The organism is Brevundimonas sp. (assembly GCF_016463485.1).
Taxonomy (GTDB): domain Bacteria; phylum Pseudomonadota; class Alphaproteobacteria; order Caulobacterales; family Caulobacteraceae; genus Brevundimonas.
Genome location: NZ_JAEMRD010000001.1, coordinates 134,920 through 155,316, shown reverse-complemented (window position 1 = coordinate 155,316; position 20,397 = coordinate 134,920). Strand labels below are relative to the sequence as shown.

Here is a 20,397-nt window from a genome sequence, read left to right as displayed (position 1 = left end):
CGAGTTCGACGCCCAGCCGCCCATGATGATGCCGTAGACGCCAAGGGACGAGATCGCGAAGACGTAAAGGATGCCGACGTTCAGGTCGGAGATGACCCAGCCCGGCGCGAACGGGATCACCGCCCAGACGATGAAGGCCGTGATCACGGTGATGACCGGGGCCAGCAGGAAGACGCCCTTGTCGGCCCCGGCCGGCACGACGACCTCCTTAAGCACGAACTTGATCATGTCGGCGAAGGACTGCAGCAGGCCGAACGGACCCACGACATTGGGCCCTTTGCGCATCTGGATGCCCGCCCAGATCTTGCGGTCGGCGAGCAGCAGGAAGGCCACGGCGATCAGCACGCCGACCGTCACCAGCAGCACGGCACCGGTGGTCATCAGGAACCAGCCGAGGGGGGAGGACCAGAAATCCATGACTTACTCCGCCGCCATCGCCGTGGCCGGCGCGATCCGCAGCGCGGACAGCTCGGCCATCGTCGCGCTGGCGCGCGCGATCGGGTTGTTGAGGTAGGGGTCGATCACCGCAGAAACGAAGGCGGCGTCGCCCAGGTCGCCCTTCACGCCCAGCTTCGACGGATCGAAGGCGGCGGGCGTCGGCAGATAATCGATACGTCCGAAGGTCGGGTGGTCGGCCATCAGCTTGGTGCGCAACTGGTCGAGGGTGTCGAACGGCAGCTTGTGGCCCACCCGCTCGGACAGGGCGCGGAGAATGGCCCAGTCTTCCTTGGCGTCGCCCTTGGGGAAGACGACCCGTTCGGCCATCTGTACCCGGCCCTCGGTGTTGACGTAGATTCCCGACTTTTCGGTATAGGCCGCGCCCGGCAGGATCACGTCGGCGCCGTGGGCACCGTTGTCGCCGTGGCTGCCCAGATAGACGCGAAACGCGTTCGACGCCGTCGCATTGACCTCGTCGGCGCCCAGCAGGAACAGCACGTCCAGAGCGTCGGGCTTGAGCATCTCGGCGACCGTCAGGCCGCCGTCCGCAGGCACGAAGCCCATGTCGAGACCCGCCACCCGCGACGCGGCATGGTGCAGGACGTTAAACCCGTTCCAGCCTTCGCCGATCACGCCGACCTTCTTGGCCAGTGCACCGAGCGCGTTCAGTACCGCCGCCCCGCCCTTACCGGCCAGGGCCCCGCCGCCGACGATGATTGCCGGGCGCTCGGCCTTCGTCAGCGCGTCGAGCGCCGCCTTGGGCAGTTTCGCCAAGGTCTTGGACCCGGCGCCCAGATACGAATACGGATAGGTCAGGTCGGCCTGTTCACCGATCAGGGCGATCTCGGCCTGGCCCGACAGCCAGATCTTGCGCAGGCGGGTGTTCAGCAGCGCAGCTTCGGTCCGCGGGTTGACCCCGACCAGCAGCACATAGTCCGCCGCCTCGATCCCGCGCAGACCCGAGTTGAACAGCCAGCTTTCGCGCGCACCATCACCCAGCGACGACCCGTCCTGACGACAATCCGTGTTGGACGAGCCCAGCGCGCGGAACAGGTCCAGCGTCGCTTTCATCGACTCCGCGTCCTGAAGGTCCCCCGCGATCGCGCCGATCCGGTTCGCCGGAGCCGCCTTCAGCTTCGCAGCGACAACCGACAGCGCCTCATCCCAGGACGCGGCGCGCAGCTTACCGTTCTCACGCACGTAAGGGCGGTCCAGGCGGCGCTTCTGCAGGCCGTCGACGACATAGCGGCTCTTGTCCGTCAGCCACTCCTCGTTGATGCCTTCGTTGACGCGCGGCAGGATGCGCATCACCTCGGCACCCTTGGCATCGGCGCGGATGTTGGCGCCCAGGGCGTCCATGACGTCGATGGTCTCGGTCTTCTTGAGCTCCCACGGACGATAGTGGAACTGCCACGGCCGGTGGGTCAGGGCACCGACGGGGCACAGGTCGTTGACGTTGCCCGATAGCTCGCTGTCGATGTTCTTTTCAAGGTAGGTGGTGATCTCGGCGTCCTCGCCGCGTGAGATCATGCCGATGTCCGGCACGCCCGCCACTTCGCTGATGAACCGAACGCACCGGGTGCACTGGATGCAGCGCGTCATGAAGGTCTTGACGGTCGGGCCCATGGCCTTTTCCTCGACCGCGCGCTTGTTCTCGGAATAGCGCGACCCGTCGCGGCCGTAGCCGACCGACTGGTCCTGCAGGTCGCATTCGCCGCCCTGGTCGCAGATCGGGCAGTCGAGCGGATGGTTGATGAGCAGGAACTCCATCACCCCTTCGCGCGCCTTCTTTACCATCGGTGTGTCGGTGAAGATCATCTGGCCTTCGGCGGCCGGCAGGGCGCACGAGGCCTGAGGCTTGGGCGGTCCGGGCTTCACCTCGACCAGGCACATGCGGCAGTTGCCGGCGATCGACAGCCGCTCATGATAGCAGAAGCGCGGAATCTCGGCACCCGCGCGCTCGGCGACCTGGAGCACGGTCATGCCGGCTTCGAATTCGACGTCTACGCCGTTGACCTTGGCGACGGGCATCAGCGAGCCTCTTCCTGAACCGCGACGGCGTATTCGTCCGTCGAGATCGTCCCATCCGGGAGGGTTGTCATGACTGTGACCGCTGCGTCGTCGAGGACGAAGCGGACCACGGGGTCGCCGGACTGGTTCATCCAGCGGTTCTGTTCGGCCACCGGTCGATCGACCGGTTTCCAGGTGATCAGGTCGCCGTCGACCCGGCACTGCGCGCGCATCCGGCCGCCGTCGACCGGCGCGCGCCACGAGGCGTTGACGATAACGCCTTCCAGGCTGTCGACCTGGACCGCATCTACATCCTGACCATGGACTGACGCCAGCCCGGCACGGCACACACGACGCAGGTCGGCCGCGGACAGCGGAGCCTGCGAGGATTTGACCACCGCGTCGCTGACCGGAACCGTGGCCGATACCCGCTCGGACGGCGTCGGCGCGGGCTCGGGCGCAGCCTCGCAGGCCGCGAGAACCAGACCGACCGGCAACACCATGGCGTGGGCGCGCATCATCCGCATCGCCCCTCGCCCGTCAGGCAACCGCCGATGACCGACAGCCAGCGTTGATAGCCCTGGCCGGTCAGGTGCAGGTCGTCGATCGTATAGGCCGGGTTGAGCCGGTCGCCGGTCAGCAGGGGCGCATAGACATCGATGTAGCGAGCCCCGCGCGCCGTCGCGTTCGCCGACAGTTGCGTATTCAGAGCCTCGATCCGCTCACGGAACTCGGGCTGTCGCGGCATCACGGACTGAACGTAGATTTCTGCGGTCGGCAGCTCGGCCTTGAAGCGCGCGACCAGGGTGTCGACGTTGGCGGCGATGTCGTCCGGCGTCTGCTCATAGCTGGCCAGATCGTTGGTCCCGATGAGGATAAAGACCTTGGCCGGCCGCGTGGCGATGATCTGGCCGGCCCGACCCAGAAGGCCAAAGCTGGTGTCGCCGCCGATGCCCCAGTTGCGGATGTTGCGACCCGGGAAGGCCTCGCTCCAGCGGAAGCCGTCGGTGATGCTGTCGCCCACCATGGCGATGCCGCCGGGCTGAGACGGCAGGATGGCGAACTGGGTGACATGATCGACATAGGAGCCGTTTATCCAGCTACCGGGCGCGAACTGGCTGGGCTGGCTCACGCCGACGGCGGCGGCGGTTGGCCGTTGCGTGGCGAAGGGATCGACGACCTGAACGGCAGCGGCCGCGGGCGGTGCGCTGGTGGCGCACGCGCTCAACAGGGCGATCAGGCACCCCGTCACAGCCAGCCGTCCGAGGATCGAACCCAAGCCCCTACTCCGCCGCGATCGCGTGGCCGGCGAAGTTCGCGCGGCGGGTGCGATAGGTCTGGATGCGGTCCTCGATCTCGTGGCGGAAATGCCGGATCAGGCCCTGGACCGGCCAGGCAGCCGCATCGCCGAGGGCGCAGATGGTGTGACCCTCGACCTGGGACGCGACGTCGAGCAACAGGTCGATTTCGGACGGATCGGCCTCGCCCACCGCCATCCGCTCCAGCACCCGCCACATCCAGCCGGTGCCTTCGCGGCACGGCGTGCACTGGCCGCAGCTCTCATGCTTGTAGAAATAGCTGATGCGGGCGATCGCCTTCACCAGGTCGGTGTCGTTGTCCATGACGATGACGGCGGCGGTCCCAAGGCCCGACTTCATGTCGCGCAGGGAATCGAAGTCCATCAGCGCCGTCTCGGACATCTCGCGCGTGATCAGGGGCACGGAGACCCCGCCCGGGATCACGGCCTTCAGGTTGCCCCAGCCGCCGCGAACGCCGCCGCAATGCTCTTCCAGCAGCTGACGCAGCGGGATCGACATGGCCTCTTCGACGTTGCACGGCTTGTTCACGTGGCCGCTGATCGACATCAGCTTGGTGCCGGTGTTGTTCGCCCGGCCGAAGCCCGCGAACCAGTCGGCCCCGCGGCGCAGGATCGTGCCCACCACCGCGATCGACTCGACGTTGTTCACCGTCGTCGGACAGCCGTACAGGCCGGCACCGGCCGGGAACGGCGGCTTCAGGCGCGGCTGGCCCTTCTTGCCCTCCAGGCTCTCCAGCAGGGCCGTCTCTTCGCCGCAGATGTAAGCGCCCGCGCCGTGGTGGATGTAGACGTCGAAATCCCAGCCGTGGACGTTGTTCTTGCCGATGAGGTTCGCCTCATAGGCCTGCTTGACCGCAGCCTCCATGCGCTCGCGCTCGAGCACATATTCCCCGCGCAGATAGATGTAGCAGGCGTGGGCCTGCATCGCGAACGACGCGATCAGACACCCTTCAATCAGCAGGTGAGGATCATGACGCATGATCTCCCGGTCCTTACAGGTGCCGGGCTCGGACTCGTCGGCATTGACGACCAGGTAATGAGGACGATCCTTCAGCTCCTTGGGCATGAAGGACCATTTCAGACCCGTCGAAAAGCCGGCACCGCCGCGCCCGCGCAGGCCCGAATTCTTGACGTTGGTGATCAGCCAGTCGCGGCCCATGGCCAGCATATCGGCCGTGGCGTTCCAGCAGCCGCGGTTCTTCGCCCCTTCGAGACCCCAGTCCTGGAGCCCGTACAGGTTGGTGAAGATGCGATCCTTGTCTTCGAGAATACCGACCATGTTCAATTCAACTCCCGCAGACGACGGCGGTGATAGCGGGTGCGCAGGAAGATGGCGGTCAGCATCAAGGCCCAACCGGCGGCAAGCGCGCCATAGCCGGACAGTTGCACCATGCCGGCGAGGTCGCCTGCGCGCGTAGCCAGCCAGACCAGGATGGCACCCAGCAGCACCAGCCCAAAGCCCGCGAGGCGCTGGGTCCGGCCGACCGTGCGCAGTTCCGCTCGGTAGGTGGCGACGCGTGCTGCGGTTTCTGTGTCGGACGACGTCATGCCGGCACCGGATCGCTGTTCGGCAGCGTCTTGATCGGCTTGGCCGCCGAACCGTCGTAAAGTTTGGGATCGGTCAGGGTCAGCGCCCCGCCCTCAGGTGCCGAGTTGACCCGGTCGACGCGGGGGCCGGGTTTCAGCGGCTTGCCCGCCGCGAACCCGTCAATGATGGCGTTCATGTCCAAGGCCGTCAGGTCCTCGAAATAGTAGTCGTTCACCATGGCCATCGGCGCGTTTACGCAGGCGCCCAGGCATTCGACCTCTTCCCAATAGAACTTACCGTCGGCCGACAGGGTCTGTTTCGGCCCGATCCGGTCCTTGCAGACCTTCATCAGCTCGCCCGAGCCACGCAGCATGCAGGGCGTGGTGCCGCAGACCTGGATCAGGGCGGCCGATCCGACCGGCTCCAGCATGAACATCGTGTAGAAGGTCGCGACCTCGAGCACCCGAATGTAGGCCATGCCCAACAGGTCGGCGATGGCGCGAAGGGCAGGTTCCGAGACCCAGCCCTCCTGCTTCTGCACCAGCCACAGGATCGGGATCACCGCCGACTGTTTCCGGTCGGCGGGGTATTTCTGTATCCACCAGTCACACTTGGCCTTCGTCGCCTTGGAGAAGGCGAAGGAGGCCGGCTGGACCTTTGCGAGACGACGCACGCTCATGCTCTACCCATCCAACGGTTCAGGCGCGCGCCCCAGACAGCCTTTCCGGCTTTCGAGAGGTCGCGGGAAAGCCAGGACAGCGGCGGCAGGAACCGCACGGCCATCTGGCTGAGAAAGATGAAGCCGCTCATCCAGACGATCGAGCGCAGGTTCGCCTCCAGAAAGCCCCTGCCCTCCGCCAGATAGCCGGCGCGATAGGCCCCACGCACGAGCGTGACCCCCGCGACCCCGGGGGTGGCGATCACAGCGGACGCCAGGGAGAACTTGGCGTTGCCCATCAGTTCACGGCGACGCGGCGAGAAGAAGAACTGCACGGCGACGCCGAGCGTCAGCAGCACCGCGAAGACCATGGCTTGCAACAGGGTAAAATCGGGGGTCACGGCGAAGGCGCTCATCGGGGCGGAAACCGGTTCGCAGCCGACAGCCGCTCACGCGCCCGCTTCACGACCGGAAGGCAGAGCACCGCGAACGTCGCCACCAGAATCAGACCCCAGGCTCCTAGCCAGAACGGAGATTCATCCAGGGTCGTGAACGCCTTCAGGCTCATCATCACTCCGAGGGACAGCAGCGGGCTCAAGATCAGAAACTGGTCCTGCACGAACCCTCTGCGTCCACCGGGGTGACGCGAGATCTTGCTGTCCGTCGCAACAGCCAGGATGACGACGCCGAGCAGTGCCGCTCCGGCCAGGACAACGCAGATCACGATGAGGAAGGCGGACACCGACATTACCGATCGACCTCGCCGAACACGATGTCGAGGGAACCCAGGATCGCAGATACGTCGGCCAGCTGGTGGCCGCGGTTCATCCAGTCCATCGCCTGGAGGTGGCGGAAGCCGGGCGCGGAGATCTTGACGCGGTAGGGTTTGTTGGTGCCGTCGGATACGACATAGACGCCGAACTCGCCCTTGGGCGCCTCGACGGCGGCATAGACCTCGCCCGGGGGGGTCTTGAAGCCTTCGGTGTAGAGTTTGAAGTGGTGGATCAGGGATTCCATCGACCGCTTCATCTCGCCACGACGCGGCGGAACGACCTTGTTGTCCTCACTCATGACCGGTTCGCCGGGGCAGTTGCGCAGTTTGTGGATGCACTGCTCCATGATGTGGATCGACTGCTTCATCTCCTCGACGCGGCACAGGTACCGATCCCAGCAGTCGCCGTTCTTGCCGACGACGATGTCGAATTCCAGATCGGCATAGCATTCGTAAGGCTGCGACTTGCGCAGGTCCCACGGGATGTCCGAGCCGCGCAGCATGACGCCGGTGAACCCCCAATCCAGCGCCTGCTGCTTGGACACCACGCCGATTTCCACGTTGCGCTGCTTGTAGATCCGGTTCTCGGTGACGAGATCCTCGATGTCCTTGAGCTTCTGCGGGAACTGGGCGCACCAGGCCGCGATGTCGTCGATCAGGGCCATCGGCAGGTCCTGATGGACCCCGCCGGGCCGGAAATAGTTGGCGTGCAGTCGCGATCCCGAGGCCCGCTCGTAGAAGACCATCAGCTGTTCGCGCTGCTCGAAGCCCCACAGCGGCGGGGTCAGGGCACCGACGTCCAGCGCCTGGGTCGTCACGTTCAGCAGGTGCGACAGAATCCGGCCGATTTCCGAGTACAGCACCCGGATCAGCTGGGCGCGATACGGCACCTCCAGCTCCAGCAGCCGCTCGATGGCCAGGCAGAAGGCGTGCTCCTGGTTCATCGGCGCGACGTAATCAAGCCGGTCCAGATAGGGCACGTTCTGAAGGTAGGTTCGGGCCTCCATCAGCTTTTCGGTGCCGCGATGCAGCAGGCCGATATGCGGATCGACGCGCTCGACGATCTCGCCGTCCAGCTCCAGCACCAGGCGCAGCACGCCGTGGGCGGCCGGATGTTGCGGGCCGAAATTGATCGTGAACTTGCGATCGTCCATCTCACGCGCGTGCGCGGTCCGGCCGTCGATACGGCCCAGGTCGTCCTCGAACACGTCTAGCGAGGCGAGGTCGGGCGTGGCGTTCTGGATAGCGTGACCGTCGGCCATCAGACCTTGCCTCCCGACGGCGATCCCGCCGAACCGACCGCCTTCTCGTCGCCTGGCAGGACGGGGGCCGGATAGTCGGCACCTTCCCAGGGGCTCAGGAAATCGAAGTTGCGGTATTCCTGCGTCAGCTTGACGGGCTCATAGACCACCCGCTTCTGCTCCTCGTCGTACCGGACCTCGACATAGCCCGTCATGGGGAAGTCCTTGCGCAGCGGATGCCCCTGAAAGCCATAGTCGGTCAGCAGGCGACGCAGATCGGGGTGACCCGAAAACAGCATGCCGTACATGTCGAACGCCTCGCGCTCGAACCAGTCGGCGCAAGGGAAGACGGAGATGACGCTAGGCACCGGCTGGACCTCGTCGGTCGTCACCTTGACCCGCACCCGCGCATTCCGCGTCATCGACAGCAGGTGATAGACGACCTCGAACCGTTCCTCGCGATCCGGGAAATCCACGCCGCAGATGTCCAACAGCTGATGAAAGCCGAACCGGTCCTTCAGCACCGTCAACACATTCACGATCGCATCGCGCTCGGCGATCAAAGTCAACTCGCCGAACGCCACCTGGGCCTGAACGCCCAGCTCGCCGACCATCTCCGCGCCCAGCGGCGTCAGGGTGGTCTCGATCTCCTGCAGTTTCGCCAGCGCGTTCATCGCTCGATCGTCCCCGTGCGCCGGATCTTCTTCTGCAGCTGCAACAGGCCGTACAGCAGCGCCTCCGCCGTCGGCGGGCACCCCGGCACATAGACGTCGACCGGCACAACCCGGTCGCAGCCGCGAACGACGCTGTAGCTGTAGTGATAATATCCGCCACCGTTGGCGCAGCTGCCCATCGACAGGACATACCGCGGGTCCGGCATCTGGTCGTAGACCTTGCGCAGGGCCGGGGCCATCTTGTTGGTCAGGGTGCCGGCGACGATCATCAGGTCCGACTGGCGCGGGCTGCCGCGCGGGGCCATGCCGAACCGCTCCAGGTCATAGCGCGGCATCGAGGCCTGGATCATCTCCACGGCGCAGCAGGCCAGGCCGAAGGTCATCCACATCAGCGAGCCGGTGCGGGCCCACTGGATCACATCATCGAGCGGTGCCGTCAGGAAGCCCTGCTCGGTGACCTCGGTATTGACCGCCTCGAAGAACTTGTCGTGCAGCTTGGGGTCATAGCCCTCGACGGTCGAGCGCGCGCCCTGGCCATACGGGCTCAGCACCGGCGACGCGCCGGTGTTGCCACGGCCGATTATGGGCAGCTTGTTGTCCACTATTCCCACTCCAGCGCGCCCTTCTTCCATTCGTAGACGAAGCCCACGGTCAGCACGCCCAGGAAGACCATCATCGACCAGAAGGCGAAGATCATCCCGCCCTTGGACAGATCAAAGATCGACACGGCCCAGGGGAACAGGAATGCGACCTCAAGATCGAAGATGATGAACAGGATCGACACCAAGTAGAACCGCACGTCGAACTTCATCCGCGCGTCGTCGAACGCGTTGAACCCGCACTCATAGGCCGACAGCTTTTCGGAATCGGGGCTGGACGGCGCCATGACCAGGGCGGCGACGATGAACAGGACGCCGACGATCGCCGCGATCCCGATGAAGATCACGATCGGCAGGTACTGGAGTAGAAAAGCATTCATGGACGACGGGGCCTCGTGCGGCGATCCGCAGGCTGGGGAGGACGGCGGAATCGGCGCTTTCTAGACCCAAGATCGTCGCCATTCAAACCCATGCGGCAAAAGGGATTTTCTTGAGAATGGTTCGCAGAAATTGACGGCCTTGAATCGCCGTCCGGGCGCTCCCGATTGGCGATCAAGACCCTGCGGCGACAGGCCCTATGCTGCGACTGGATCGGATCGGCCCGATCGTGAATAGTGCCCAGGCGTCGATGCCGCGCGAGCCGCGCCAGCGCTTCACGGATCAACTATTCGAGCCCGCCTGATGAGCGAGACCCCCACCGACGTCCTGCCGCCCAACAAGGGTTTTCTCGGCTTTGTCGAGCGCACAGGAAACCGGCTGCCGGATCCCGTCTTCCTGTTCCTGTGGCTCATCGTGGGGCTGATGGCGCTTAGCATCGTCGGAGCCGGGCTGGGCTGGCAGGCGGTCAATCCGGTGACGGGCGACACGCTGATCGCCCAGAGCCTGTTGTCGTCGGAGAACCTGGAGAAGCTGATTATCGGCATGCCCCGGACGCTGGCGGACTTTCCCCCGCTGGGGATCGTGATCACCATCATCTACGGCGCGGCGGTGGCGGAGCGCACCGCCCTGTTCACGACCGCCATTCGCGGTGCGTTGTTGAATGCGCCAAAACTGATCCTGACTCCCGTCGTCGTGATCGTCGGCATGGTCTCGCACCATGCCTCGGACGCCTCCTATGTCGTCGTGATCCCGCTGGCCGCCGTAATCTTCGCCGCCGCCGGTCGGCATCCGCTGGCGGGGCTGGCTGCCGGGTTCGCGGCCGTCTCCGGGGGCTATGCGGGCAATCTGTTTCCCGGAGCATCGGACGCCCTGATCCTAGGGATCACCGAGCCCGCTGCCCATCTGATCGATCCGTCCTATCAGGTCAGCATCGCGGGCAACTGGTTCTTCATCATCGGGGTCGTGATCGTCTTCACACCGATCGTCTGGTTCATCACCGATCGTGTGATCGAGCCGCGCCTCGGCCGGTGGCTTCCGCCCGCGGGCGTCGCGCCCCCCGCCCAGGAAGAGCGAGAGCCGTTGACGGCGCTACAGAAGCGCGGCCTGCTGTTCGCTGGCCTCGCGCTTCTAGCCATGATCGCCCTGTGGGCCCTGATCACCGCCCTGCCCGGCTCGCCCTTCATCGACCCGGAGGCGGAGCCGGCCCAGAAATTCAATCCCCTGTACCGCTCGTTGGCCGCATTCTTTGCGGTCACCTTCTTCGTCACCGGCGCGGCCTTCGGCGCCGGTGCGGGCACGATCCGCAGCCACCGCGATCTGGTGCGGATGATGGGCGAAGGCATAGCGGTGCTCGCCCCCTACATCGTGCTCGCCTTCTTCGCCGCCCATTTCGTGGCCATGTTCAACTGGTCGGGTCTGGGCCCCATCCTGGCCGTCAACGCCGCCGCGTCCTTGCGCGAACTGGCCATGCCGACGCCGCTGCTGCTGATCTCGGTGGTGCTGGTGTCGTGCTTCTTCGACCTGTTCATCGGCTCGGCCTCGGCCAAATGGTCGGCGCTGGCCCCGATCGTGGTGCCCATGTTCATGCTGCTGGGGATCAGCCCGGAAATGACCACCGCCGCCTATCGGATGGGCGATTCGGTCACCAACATCGCCACACCCCTGATGAGCTACTTCCCGCTGATCCTCGCTTTCGCCCAGCGTTGGGATCCCCGGTTTGGCCTGGGCTCGCTGATGGCCACCATGCTGCCCTATGCGGGGTCCTTCCTGGTGGCAGGTCTGATCATGGTGGCGGCCTGGGTTGCGCTGGATCTGCCCCTGGGGCCGGGCGTCGGCGTCCACTACGACGTGCCGGCCGCTGCCATCGCCGCGCAGCCCCCTGTGGACGGCGGAATTTTGGGGCCCGAAAGCCCGCCTCAACCCGCTGCGGCACCCTCGATCGCGACCGCACAACGCTGATCGCGATTTTATGACGAGGGGTCGCTTGACAGTGCAAGCACCCCCCGCCTAAACGACGCCCCTCGCCGCGACGCACTGTCTTCGCGGCGAGGAATGCGGGTGTAGCTCAGTTGGTTAGAGTGCCGGCCTGTCACGCCGGAGGTCGCGGGTTCGAGTCCCGTCACTCGCGCCACTTCTCATGAAAATCGAAACGAGAAGTGGCGCGCCACCCCCTGCTGGCGGCGCGCCGAACTTTGTCAGCGCTCAGTGAACCGCCCAGGTCTCCGCCGGCTGGACGAAGGCGCTCTGCCCGCTCACGTCGCCATAGACCATGCACAGATCCTCGAAGACGCGGTTCCAGGCGAAACGCTCGACCGTTCGGACGCGCGCCGCCGCACCGATCGCCTCGATGTCCCGCTCAAACAGAGCCTCAATGGCGGCGGCGTATTCGGTGGGATCAGCGGAGGTCGCAAGCTGGCCGACGCTGTCGTCCACGGTCTCCGCGACCCCGCCCGCATTGACCCCCACGACCGGCCGGCCACAGGCCATGGCCTCCAGCACGATAAGGCCGAACGGCTCCTTGTCGTTGGCGTGGACGAAGGCGTCGCAGCTGGCGATGATCCGTGCGACCGCTCGCGGGTCGCGCTCATAAGGCAGGGCGATGACCCGGTCCTCGGGCGGCATCCCGGTGCCGGCACCGACCAGGACCAGATGATAGGGCGCACCCAGCTTCTGGACCGCCTCGATCAGGACATCGATGTTTTTTTCCTTGGCCGGCCGGCCCGCGAAGCACAGCAGTCTGGCATCCGCGCCGAGCCCCAGCCGCTTCAGCAGCCAGTCGCGGTCGCGCCGGTCAGGGCGGAAGGTGTCGATCTCGACGCCAAGCGGCCGGATGACGATGTTGCCGACGCCGGCCTCGATCAGCCGCTCGGCGATGAATTTGCTGGGCGATATGACCCGGTCGAACTGGCCGAACAGCCTGGCCCAGCGCCGCTCGACCGGCTTCTTGGCCCACTCGCCGAAATGCAGTGCGGCAAGTCCCGCCGGGTCGGAGTGGCAGAAGCCCACCACGGGGCACCCGGCACGCTGGCCAGCCTCAAGCGCGCCCTGCCCCGGCGTATAGGGATCGCCCGCCTCGATGATCGACGGTTTCAGCGAGGCAACCCAGGCCCCCCAGCGCTTGACCGACGTCGGCCAGCGATAACCGTCTCCGAACGGCAGTTTCGTCGCGTGCAGCTTGACGATGCCATCGTCACCCGCCGAGTGGGTCGCGCCCGGCACGACCAGGGAATGGGCGATGCCCGGACGGTTCGCTTCCAGCCACGATTTCTTGGACAGCAGATAGCGCTTCACGCCTCCGGAGCGCGGCGCGTACAGCATGGTAGTGTCGACGAGACGCGGACGCGGATCGTTGCTGGACGCCTTCAAGGCCCGCAAGGTATCGGCGACCTCGTCGTCGAAGCCTGGAATCAGACGCAGTTCGCTTTCCTGCACGTCGTGGTCGATCATGCTCACAGGGGAGGTCTCCGAAGGTGTCGGCCGGGCAACGCCTGACCTTCGAGTTTGGATGCGTCCGGATGATTTACGCGTGACCATAAGCGCCCCTAGACCCAGCCACGGTCAAGCTCAAGAGGGTGTGTCTTGAGACGATGCATTCGGCCGCGCCCCGGCGTGGCGCTTTGAAACACAGTGTTCAGGCCTTGCAATCGCCTCAAATTCGCGAAACTTGAAGCATGCCGACGCGACCCCTGTTAGAGGGGCCACAGCGTTTGCGCGCGTCGTGTCCACAGGGGTCTTTTTCCGAATGCGTAAACTGCTCGCGACCGCCGCAGCGATCGCTCCGCTGCTGGTCGCTTCCGGGGCCAGCGCGGACGTCGTCATCTCGACCGTGCGCACCACGCCCATCCTGACTTCCAACGCCACCGGCACTGCGGCGGACAACATTCGTTTCAGCACGGGCGGCGGTCTGAACCTGACGTCCGGAACCGGCGTCACGATCGATTCCAACAATACGCTGACGGTCGATTCCGGCACCAACATCAACATTCAGAACTCGGCCGACGGCTCGATCGGTGTTCTGGTCAACGGCGGCGTGACCACGGGCGTGACCATCGGCGGCCAGATCCTGGTCAGCGACAGCCTGGGCGACTACCCGGATACCGACACGGACGGCGACGTCGACGGGCCCTGGGCCACCGGTACAGGCCGTTACGGCATCCGCCTGGCCGGAACCGGCGCAGTAACCGGAAACATCCTGCTGGACACCAGCGGCACGCTGCAGGTCGAGGGCAACAATTCCGCCGGTATCGCCGTGGACACCGCCCTGATCGGCAATCTGAACAGCTACGGCACGCTGACCACGTTCGGCGACAACTCGTTCGGCGTTCGGACGACGGCCCCGATCACTGGCTCGGTCACACTCGACGGCACCATCAGTTCCAACGGCGGCGGCACCAGTGCGGTCGCCATTCAGGGCAATGTCAGCGGCCGTCTGACGCTCCAGGGCGCGATCACCTCGTCAGGCTATCGCTACAGGTCGCTCGGTACGGACGCCTTTGTCGCCAAGCTGGACGCCGACGACCTGCTGCAGGGCGGATCGACGGTGATCGTGGCCGGCAACGTCGGCGGCGGCGTGGTGTTCGACACCCAACCCACCGAGTCCGACAGCACGTCGAATGACGACGATGCCGACGGCCGCCTCGACAGCAGCGAGGGCTCCGCCTCGATCACCAGCTTCGGCTCCGCACCGGCCGTAACGGTCGGTTCGACGACCCAGACGGTCACTCTGGGTGCCGTCGGCACGGGCGAGGCTGCCTATGGCTTCATCAACCGCGGCTCCATCGTCGGCAACGGCGTCTACGCCAACATCGATTCCAACGCGGTTCGACTGGGCGTCACCGGTGGCCAGGCCGTGTCGATCGCCGGTGGCGTGCGCAACGACGGAACCCTGGGCACCTTGGCCAATGCAGCCAATGCCACGACCCTGCGCGTCGGGTCGGGCGTCACAACGCCGACCATCCTGAACAACGGCTTCATCACCGCCGCGGCGGCGACCGAGCTGGCTAACAGCGTCAACGCCATCCGCATCGAAAGCGGTGCCAACGTGGCGACCCTGACCAACAACGGCAACATCCTGGCCACGGCGGGCGGCGGGACCGCCAACCTGACCGCAATCCAGGATCTCAGCGGCACCCTGACTGCGGTGCTCAACACCGGCTCGCTCCAGGCCAACCTGGTCGCCAACGCCGCCGGCGCGCCCCTCACCGGCACGGCGATCGCGCTAGATGCCCGCGCCAATACGACCGGGGTCAACTTCACCCAGACGGGCGTGCTCAGCCCCACGGCCAGCACCGAAGACGACACCGATAATGACGGCGTCGATGACGTCGATGAGCCCTTCACCCTCGGTGCCATTCTGCTCGGATCCGGGGACGACGGCGTCAATATCAAGAACGGCCAGGTCAACAGCGACATCTCATTCGGAGCCGGCGCGGACCAGCTGAACATCTCGGGCGGTGCCATTGTTCGCGGCGCCATCACCGACAGCGACGGCCGGCTCGCCATCGACATCGCCAACGGTACGCTTGAGGCTCAACAGGCGTCGCGAACGAATGTGACCAGTCTGAATGTCGGCGCGACCGGCACCCTTCTGGTGGGGCTCAATGCCGGCACCGGGGCCAGCGGCGGCTTCCGCGTCAACGGTGCCGCCAATCTGGCCAACGGGGCCAGCCTGGGCATCCGCTTCACCTCGCTGCTGCAGTCGCCGCAACGTTTCACCATCATCGACGCCAACACCCTGACCATCGGCACACTGAACCAGACCGGCATTCAGGCCAACTCGCCGTATCTCTATGTGGTCAGCGCCGGCGCGGATATCGCGGCCGCCGATGTCTATATTGATGCGCGCCGTCGCACTGCCTCCGAGGCCGGACTGATCCCGGTCGAAGCCTCGGCCTTTGACGTCATCTATGCCTCGATCGACGACAACAGCACCTTGCTGAGCGCCTTCCTCGGACAGACGACACGCGAGGGCTTCATCGATCTGTACGAGCAGATGCTGCCCGATCACTCGGGCGGACCGCTGCTGTCGCTGGCCTCGGGCGTCGATGCGGTGACGCGGGCGCTGACGGGGCGCAACGCCTCGGCCGGCGTCGGCGAAACCAGCGCCTGGCTGCAGGAAATCAATTTCTACGCCGACAAGGACAAGACCGACACCTACGGCTTCCGCTCCGAGGGCTTCGGCGTCGCCGGCGGGATCGAGCATGGCACCGGGTTCGGTGCCTTGGGCGTTTCCCTGGCCTTCACCTCCTCCGACATTGAGGATCCCGAGTCCGAGGCCGAGGAAGTCCTGTCTGCCAGCCTGGTCGAACTGGGCCTCTACTGGCGGGCCCAGGGTCGCAACTGGACGACCTGGGCGCGGGCGGCGGGCGGTTACGCCACCTTCGATTCAACGCGGTCGCTGGTCGCCGAGAACCTGTACCTGAACAACCAGTCGAGCTGGAACGGCTTCACCCTGGCCCTGGCCGGCGGTGCCTCCTACGAGCGGAACTTCGGTCGCCTGAATATCCGGCCCGAGGTCTATGCCGAGTATTTCGGCCTGAGCGAGGACGCCCATACCGAGACCGGCGGGGGCTCCGGGTTCGATCTGGAGATCGACGAGCGGACGGGGCACATCTTCTCGACCGTTGCGGCGGTCAACGTCGGCTATGGCTTCGGCGAAAACGGCTGGATCCGGCCCGAGCTGCGCCTCGGCTGGCGTCAGAACGTCTCGGTCGATGCGGGTGAGACGATCGCGCGCTTCACCTCCGGCACCTCGAAATACACCCTGTCGCCGGCCTCGATCGAAGGTGGCGGTCCCCTGGCGGGCATCCGTCTGGCGGTCGGCAACGACCTGGGGATGCTGACGGTGAGCGCCGATGCCGAGATGATCGAGGACTACGTCCGCTACACCCTGCTGCTGCGGGCCAGCTTCCGGTTCTGACGGTAGGCGGCGACGGGCCGCCTACTACCTAGCAGTGGCCATTGTTTTAGTTGAGTTTTAAGCGACGCCGCCGACATGTGTGCAGTCTGTAAGCAGTCTGAGGACGCGCTATCGGACGCTGGAGAAACACCGAACGTTTTTTCAGAATGGGGTGCCCCAACCCTTAGCGTGTCCCGGCTCGTTTCACCGGTGTTCGAGCTTTTGGCTCTGCACGAAGATCGCCTTCCGTTCGGCCGCTTAACTCGCTTGGCAGAGGCGCTAGCCGCTGCCGCGCTCAAGGTCTGAACATGCCCGACCCTATCAAAGCGATGTACACCGAGGCACATTTATCCAACCTCCAGGCACGCCTGCCGGCATCAACGCCCGGGCAGCGAACGTAAAAGGAACATCACCGGGAGCCCACCGTGTCCCGGGCTCGTCGCGTCCCCTCCGCCCATGGCCATCTTTTGGCTATCGTTCGACAATGCGCAAACCAGAGCATCCGAACGAACCGGGAAAATGGACGCGGCTAGAAGCCGCTGAACCCATAGACCTGTGGCGACGGGTGCGGTCCGACCGGTTTTCCGTCACCCAGTTCTAACCTGATCGCCCAGCCCCGTCAGGCCGAGGTTATCTACGACGAAGCCCGCGCTCGCGCCCAGTTCGCGCGCCTGTCCTCGACTGCTTCGAACCAGGCCGCATAGTGCGTCGTTCTCGCCATGTTGCGATTGAGGTCCGGCGCGCCGTCGCTCCACCACACCGGCCCACGCTCGCCCAGCGGTGTCTTGGCCGCGTCGACGCGCCCGCGTGCGGCCGCAAGCGCATCGGCGTCTGGATACCCCAGGGCATCCCGAACCGCGCGGCGGGCCGCCAAGAGCTCATGCACCCGTGCCCCGCGCTGGTCGGGCGTGAGGGCGGGATCGGCGCGGCGCCACAGACCGCCGCGGATCAGGTAACGACCGTCCAACGTCACAGACGGTTGCTGGTCGTTTCGCGGGATGTCGGCCTTGCTCATCCGGGGCCAACGTCAGAGATCGGAGAAAGTGTCGCGTCCCTGACCGCAGCGCCGTTCCGCGCGTTGTCCTTCACCCCCGAGATAGAGCGACCCATGCCCACCCTGCACGTGCCGCCTGGCGCGGCGTCCCTGGTCGAAGACGATCATCCCAGCCATCCCGTCCTGATCGACCACGATGACGGCGCGCGAACCCGCGCCAGAGCCATTGCCTGGTTCGAAGATCTCGCGCCGGCCGGGGCCTTTACGATCGAGGACGAGCGTGACGTCGCCCCCATGGCCATCAGACCACCTCCGACGAGAACGACCCCGTGACAGGATTAGGCGACCTGTCCGCCCCTCTCTTGCCGCTCGGTCCACAGCTCGAGTTCCGGCTCGCGACCGATCAGGGCCAAGCCCACCGCGATCGACTCGAACTCGCCGCCAGTTTCGATCCTATTGGGATCAAAGCGGCGTCGGAAGATGTCGCGTACGGCCGGTACAAAAGAGGATCCGCCGGTCAAGAAGATGCGATCGATCTGGTGTGGCTCCAGATGTGACATGGCGATGGCCTGGTCGACGGCGCGTTCGATGGCCGCGAGCTCTGGAGCGATCCAGCCCTCGAAGTCCGATCGGGCGACGGGCGTCTCGATCCGGATCGTGCCGGCCTCGAAGCGGAACGTCGCCACCTCGTTGCGTGACAGATCCATCTTCAGACGGGATACAGCCTGGTAGAGGGCGTAGCCGTGATTATCGTCCAGTACCTCGATCAGTCGAAACAGCCTTTCAGGCTGCAGGGCGTTACGTGCGATATCGCGGATATCTTTCATGTCCCGAGACGCCCGCAAAAGGGCGAGCTGATCCCAGCGGGCAAAGGCGGCGTAGTACCGCTGGGGAATGGGCAGCACCTTTTCGAAGCTGCGGTACTCGCCGCCCTTGCCCAGCTCCGGCGATACCAGCTGGTCAATGATCCTGTAGTCGAAGGCGTCCCCAGCCACTCCCACCCCTGCGCGCGCCAGAGCGGTAGAGCTCGGGCCAGAGGCCGACGGTTCGAATCTCACGATGGAGAAGTCGCTGGTGCCTCCTCCAAAGTCGGCGACCAAGACCGTGGCTGCTTTCGTGAGTTGACGCGCGAAGAAGAAGGCGGCTCCAACCGGTTCATAGGCATAGCGGATGTCGGTGAACCCCAGCCGGGCGAAGGCGGTCTCGTAACGATCCAGCGCCAGCTGCTCGTCCGATCCACCGGCGAAGGTCACCGGCCGTCCAACGATAACCCGCGCTGGGAGCACGGACATTGCCGGCCCACCACGCTGACGCAACCGGAGCAGGAAGGACGATAGCAGGTCCTCGAAGCCGTATCGGCGGTTGTCGATGACGGTCTCCGTGAAGGCTGGACTGGCGGCGAAGGTCTTGAATGACTGAATGAAACGGGTGTCGAGCGGATCCTCGACGTAGGCGTCTATGGCCCAGGGACCGGCCTCCACCACCCGTTCGGCCACGCCGTCGGCGTCCTCATGGATCTGGAAGCTCAAGGTCGAGCGGAAGGCGGTCAGATCGCCGTCCGGAGCTGCGAACCGTAACACCGCGACCGCACCGTCCACGCCCGTCAGGGCGACCACCGTATTGGTCGTGCCGAAGTCGATGCCCAGCGTCATCTCTGGCGTCATCGCGCACTGTGGCGTCATGGTCGTCTCCAGCCCTGTGGAGCGCGCTCCCGAACCCGCGCCTCGGTCAAGCCGGATGTGCCCATCGCCGCCCCGATAAACGACTTGGCCTGGATTGACAGCTTGCCCGGACGATCTTCCAATCTGATCCTATCGAAGGGCGACGCCATGAATTCTGAACTCCTCATCTTGGCGCTGGCTGCCGTTCTGCTGATGGTTCACATCTTCGCAGCCGCTCACCTGAAAACAAAACAGTACGGCGTCGACTGGAATATGGGGGCTCGTGATGATGTCCTCGCCCCGCTCGATCCCGGTGCCGGACGTCTCGTGCGCGCTCAATCGAATTACCTGGAGACGTTGCCGATTGCCGTCATCGCTCTGCTCGGCGTGGTCGTCAGCGGCCGTGGCGATCTTTGGACTGCGATCGGCGGCTGGATCTGGCTCGGTGCGCGGCTCGTATACCTCCCCGTCTATGCGGCTGGAATCCCCAAGGTTCGCACGCTCATTTTTCTGACAAGCCTGGTCGGCCTCGGCATGGCGATCTGGCCGCTCTTTCGCCTCTAGCCGCCGGTGATCCTGAACAGATGCACTCCTGCAGCGGGGCCGGTGTTGGGGTTCTCTGGGTAAAGAGGATCGCTTGGACGCCGGAATACGGTGTCACCGCGTCAGACGCAGGAACTCCTCGCGCGTGCGCGGATCATCGCGCACCACGCCCCGCAGGCTGGAGGTGGTCAGCTTGGCACCGGGAGCATTGATCCCGCGCAGTGTCATGCAGCTGTGCTCAGCCTCGATGACCACACCGACGCCGGCGGGATGAAGGACCTCCTCGATGGCCGTGGCGATCTCGGCCGTCATCTTCTCCTGAATTTGTAGTCGTTTCGCATAGCCGCGCACGACGCGCGCCAGCTTGGAGATGCCGACTACCCGATCCGTGGGCAGGTAGCCGACATGGGCAACCTCGACGACCGGCAGCATGTGATGCTCGCAGAAGCTGACGAAGCGGATATTCTTCAAGACGACGAGCTGGTCGTAGCCTCCGACTTCCTCGAAGGTACGTTCCAGATAAGCCCTAGGGTCGCCTTCGTAGCCCTCGAAAAGCTCCCTCTAGCTCCGAGCGACGCGGGCGGGGGTGTCGAGCAGGCCTTCGCGGTCTGGATTGTCCCCGGCCCACCGGATCAGGGTGCGGACGGCGGCTTCGGCCTCGGCGGCGGAGACAGGATCAATCATC

Annotated in this window: 20 protein-coding genes, 1 tRNA gene and 1 pseudogene; 5 read left to right on the top strand and 17 right to left on the bottom strand. The window is 65.3% G+C overall.

Annotated elements, in window-relative coordinates; genetic code table 11:
- The 13 genes from JHC99_RS00785 to JHC99_RS00725 form a co-directional block, all read right to left on the bottom strand.
- Nucleotides 1–417, bottom strand: a 417-nt coding sequence (locus tag JHC99_RS00785) for an NADH-quinone oxidoreductase subunit H (protein WP_292151561.1), incomplete at its 3' end; no start/stop codon positions are given.
- A 3-nt stretch (nt 418–420) separates the two neighbouring features.
- On the bottom strand, nt 421–2,469 hold the full coding sequence (nuoG, locus tag JHC99_RS00780; protein ID WP_292151560.1) for an NADH-quinone oxidoreductase subunit NuoG: 2,049 nt from the start codon (nt 2,467–2,469) through the stop codon (nt 421–423).
- A complete protein-coding gene (locus tag JHC99_RS00775; RefSeq protein WP_292151559.1) occupies nt 2,469–2,969 on the bottom strand; it encodes a hypothetical protein in 501 nt (166 codons plus the stop codon). The genes nuoG and JHC99_RS00775 overlap by 1 nt, the downstream gene beginning before the upstream one ends.
- Entirely contained in the window at nt 2,966–3,727 is a 762-nt protein-coding gene (locus JHC99_RS00770) for a GDSL-type esterase/lipase family protein (protein ID WP_292151558.1), read from the bottom strand. Before JHC99_RS00770 ends, JHC99_RS00775 begins: the two co-directional genes overlap by 4 nt.
- A gap of 4 nt (nt 3,728–3,731) precedes the next feature.
- Nucleotides 3,732–5,045: an NADH-quinone oxidoreductase subunit NuoF gene (gene nuoF, locus JHC99_RS00765; RefSeq protein ID WP_292151557.1), complete on the bottom strand. Its 1,314-nt coding sequence runs from the start codon at nt 5,043–5,045 to the stop codon at nt 3,732–3,734.
- A gap of 2 nt (nt 5,046–5,047) precedes the next feature.
- Nucleotides 5,048–5,314 carry a hypothetical protein gene (locus JHC99_RS00760; RefSeq protein WP_292151556.1) on the bottom strand — a complete coding sequence of 89 codons (267 nt, stop codon included), beginning with the start codon at nt 5,312–5,314 and terminating at the stop codon, nt 5,048–5,050.
- Nucleotides 5,311–5,973, bottom strand: coding sequence for an NADH-quinone oxidoreductase subunit NuoE (nuoE, locus tag JHC99_RS00755; protein WP_292151555.1), 663 nt, complete (start codon nt 5,971–5,973; stop codon nt 5,311–5,313). Before nuoE ends, JHC99_RS00760 begins: the two co-directional genes overlap by 4 nt.
- The gene (locus JHC99_RS00750; RefSeq protein ID WP_292151554.1) at nt 5,970–6,368 is read right to left on the bottom strand and encodes a hypothetical protein; all 399 of its coding nucleotides are present in this window, start codon (nt 6,366–6,368) and stop codon (nt 5,970–5,972) included. Before JHC99_RS00750 ends, nuoE begins: the two co-directional genes overlap by 4 nt.
- A complete protein-coding gene (locus JHC99_RS00745) occupies nt 6,365–6,694 on the bottom strand; it encodes a hypothetical protein (RefSeq protein ID WP_292151553.1) in 330 nt (109 codons plus the stop codon). The genes JHC99_RS00750 and JHC99_RS00745 overlap by 4 nt, the downstream gene beginning before the upstream one ends.
- 5 nt (nt 6,695–6,699) lie before the next feature.
- Nucleotides 6,700–7,878, bottom strand: coding sequence for an NADH-quinone oxidoreductase subunit D (locus tag JHC99_RS00740; protein WP_292151565.1), 1,179 nt, complete (start codon nt 7,876–7,878; stop codon nt 6,700–6,702).
- A gap of 107 nt (nt 7,879–7,985) precedes the next feature.
- On the bottom strand, nt 7,986–8,579 hold the full coding sequence (locus tag JHC99_RS00735) for an NADH-quinone oxidoreductase subunit C (protein ID WP_292151564.1): 594 nt from the start codon (nt 8,577–8,579) through the stop codon (nt 7,986–7,988).
- Nucleotides 8,580–8,635: 56 nt separating this feature from the next.
- On the bottom strand, nt 8,636–9,271 hold the full coding sequence (locus tag JHC99_RS00730) for an NADH-quinone oxidoreductase subunit B family protein (protein ID WP_292151552.1): 636 nt from the start codon (nt 9,269–9,271) through the stop codon (nt 8,636–8,638).
- The gene (locus JHC99_RS00725) at nt 9,241–9,618 is read right to left on the bottom strand and encodes an NADH-quinone oxidoreductase subunit A (RefSeq protein ID WP_292151551.1); all 378 of its coding nucleotides are present in this window, start codon (nt 9,616–9,618) and stop codon (nt 9,241–9,243) included. Before JHC99_RS00725 ends, JHC99_RS00730 begins: the two co-directional genes overlap by 31 nt.
- A gap of 301 nt (nt 9,619–9,919) precedes the next feature.
- Between JHC99_RS00725 and JHC99_RS00720 the strand changes: the two genes are divergently transcribed.
- Both JHC99_RS00720 and JHC99_RS00715 read left to right on the top strand, forming a co-directional pair.
- Nucleotides 9,920–11,575 (top strand): AbgT family transporter, encoded by a 1,656-nt coding sequence (locus JHC99_RS00720; protein ID WP_292151550.1) that lies wholly within the window; start codon nt 9,920–9,922, stop codon nt 11,573–11,575.
- A gap of 95 nt (nt 11,576–11,670) precedes the next feature.
- Nucleotides 11,671–11,747, top strand: a tRNA-Asp gene (locus tag JHC99_RS00715).
- A gap of 71 nt (nt 11,748–11,818) precedes the next feature.
- On the opposite strand, the gene JHC99_RS00710 is transcribed toward JHC99_RS00715, so the two are convergent.
- Nucleotides 11,819–13,069, bottom strand: a complete 1,251-nt coding sequence (locus tag JHC99_RS00710) for a glycosyltransferase (protein WP_292151549.1) — start codon at nt 13,067–13,069, stop codon at nt 11,819–11,821.
- Nucleotides 13,070–13,358: 289 nt separating this feature from the next.
- Between JHC99_RS00710 and JHC99_RS00705 the strand changes: the two genes are divergently transcribed.
- Entirely contained in the window at nt 13,359–16,535 is a 3,177-nt protein-coding gene (locus JHC99_RS00705) for an autotransporter domain-containing protein (RefSeq protein ID WP_292151548.1), read from the top strand.
- A gap of 613 nt (nt 16,536–17,148) precedes the next feature.
- Here the strand turns inward: JHC99_RS00705 and JHC99_RS00700 are convergent.
- Nucleotides 17,149–17,529 (bottom strand): hypothetical protein, encoded by a 381-nt coding sequence (locus JHC99_RS00700; protein WP_292151547.1) that lies wholly within the window; start codon nt 17,527–17,529, stop codon nt 17,149–17,151.
- 93 nt (nt 17,530–17,622) lie between these two features.
- Between JHC99_RS00700 and JHC99_RS00695 the strand changes: the two genes are divergently transcribed.
- Entirely contained in the window at nt 17,623–17,841 is a 219-nt protein-coding gene (locus JHC99_RS00695) for a hypothetical protein (protein WP_292151546.1), read from the top strand.
- Between the two features lie 5 nt (nt 17,842–17,846).
- On the opposite strand, the gene JHC99_RS00690 is transcribed toward JHC99_RS00695, so the two are convergent.
- Nucleotides 17,847–19,190: an Hsp70 family protein gene (locus JHC99_RS00690; protein ID WP_292151545.1), complete on the bottom strand. Its 1,344-nt coding sequence runs from the start codon at nt 19,188–19,190 to the stop codon at nt 17,847–17,849.
- An 84-nt stretch (nt 19,191–19,274) separates the two neighbouring features.
- Between JHC99_RS00690 and JHC99_RS00685 the strand changes: the two genes are divergently transcribed.
- Entirely contained in the window at nt 19,275–19,733 is a 459-nt protein-coding gene (locus JHC99_RS00685) for an MAPEG family protein (RefSeq protein ID WP_292151544.1), read from the top strand.
- A gap of 93 nt (nt 19,734–19,826) precedes the next feature.
- Here JHC99_RS00685 and folE read toward each other — a convergent pair.
- Nucleotides 19,827–20,396 (bottom strand): annotated as a pseudogene (folE, locus tag JHC99_RS00680) (GTP cyclohydrolase I FolE).
- Nucleotide 20,397: the final 1 nt, after the last annotated feature.

Excerpts from the sequence above, each read along its gene's own strand:
- JHC99_RS00775 (WP_292151559.1), bottom strand. The coding sequence starts at position 2,969 with ATGATGCGCGCCCACGCCATGGTGTTGCCGGTCGGTCTGGTTCTCGCG.
- JHC99_RS00705 (WP_292151548.1), top strand. The coding sequence starts at position 13,359 with ATGCGTAAACTGCTCGCGACCGCCGCAGCGATCGCTCCGCTGCTGGTC.
- JHC99_RS00720 (WP_292151550.1), top strand. The coding sequence starts at position 9,920 with ATGAGCGAGACCCCCACCGACGTCCTGCCGCCCAACAAGGGTTTTCTC.
- JHC99_RS00690 (WP_292151545.1), bottom strand. The coding sequence starts at position 19,190 with ATGACGCCACAGTGCGCGATGACGCCAGAGATGACGCTGGGCATCGAC.
- JHC99_RS00735 (WP_292151564.1), bottom strand. The coding sequence starts at position 8,579 with ATGGTCGGCGAGCTGGGCGTTCAGGCCCAGGTGGCGTTCGGCGAGTTG.
- nuoF (WP_292151557.1), bottom strand. The coding sequence starts at position 5,045 with ATGGTCGGTATTCTCGAAGACAAGGATCGCATCTTCACCAACCTGTAC.
- JHC99_RS00695 (WP_292151546.1), top strand. The coding sequence starts at position 17,623 with ATGCCCACCCTGCACGTGCCGCCTGGCGCGGCGTCCCTGGTCGAAGAC.
- JHC99_RS00760 (WP_292151556.1), bottom strand. The coding sequence starts at position 5,314 with ATGACGTCGTCCGACACAGAAACCGCAGCACGCGTCGCCACCTACCGA.
- nuoE (WP_292151555.1), bottom strand. The coding sequence starts at position 5,973 with ATGAGCGTGCGTCGTCTCGCAAAGGTCCAGCCGGCCTCCTTCGCCTTC.
- JHC99_RS00725 (WP_292151551.1), bottom strand. The coding sequence starts at position 9,618 with ATGAATGCTTTTCTACTCCAGTACCTGCCGATCGTGATCTTCATCGGG.
- JHC99_RS00700 (WP_292151547.1), bottom strand. The coding sequence starts at position 17,529 with ATGAGCAAGGCCGACATCCCGCGAAACGACCAGCAACCGTCTGTGACG.
- JHC99_RS00740 (WP_292151565.1), bottom strand. The coding sequence starts at position 7,878 with ATGGACGATCGCAAGTTCACGATCAATTTCGGCCCGCAACATCCGGCC.
- JHC99_RS00730 (WP_292151552.1), bottom strand. The coding sequence starts at position 9,271 with ATGGAAGAAGGGCGCGCTGGAGTGGGAATAGTGGACAACAAGCTGCCC.
- JHC99_RS00750 (WP_292151554.1), bottom strand. The coding sequence starts at position 6,368 with ATGAGCGCCTTCGCCGTGACCCCCGATTTTACCCTGTTGCAAGCCATG.
- nuoG (WP_292151560.1), bottom strand. The coding sequence starts at position 2,469 with ATGCCCGTCGCCAAGGTCAACGGCGTAGACGTCGAATTCGAAGCCGGC.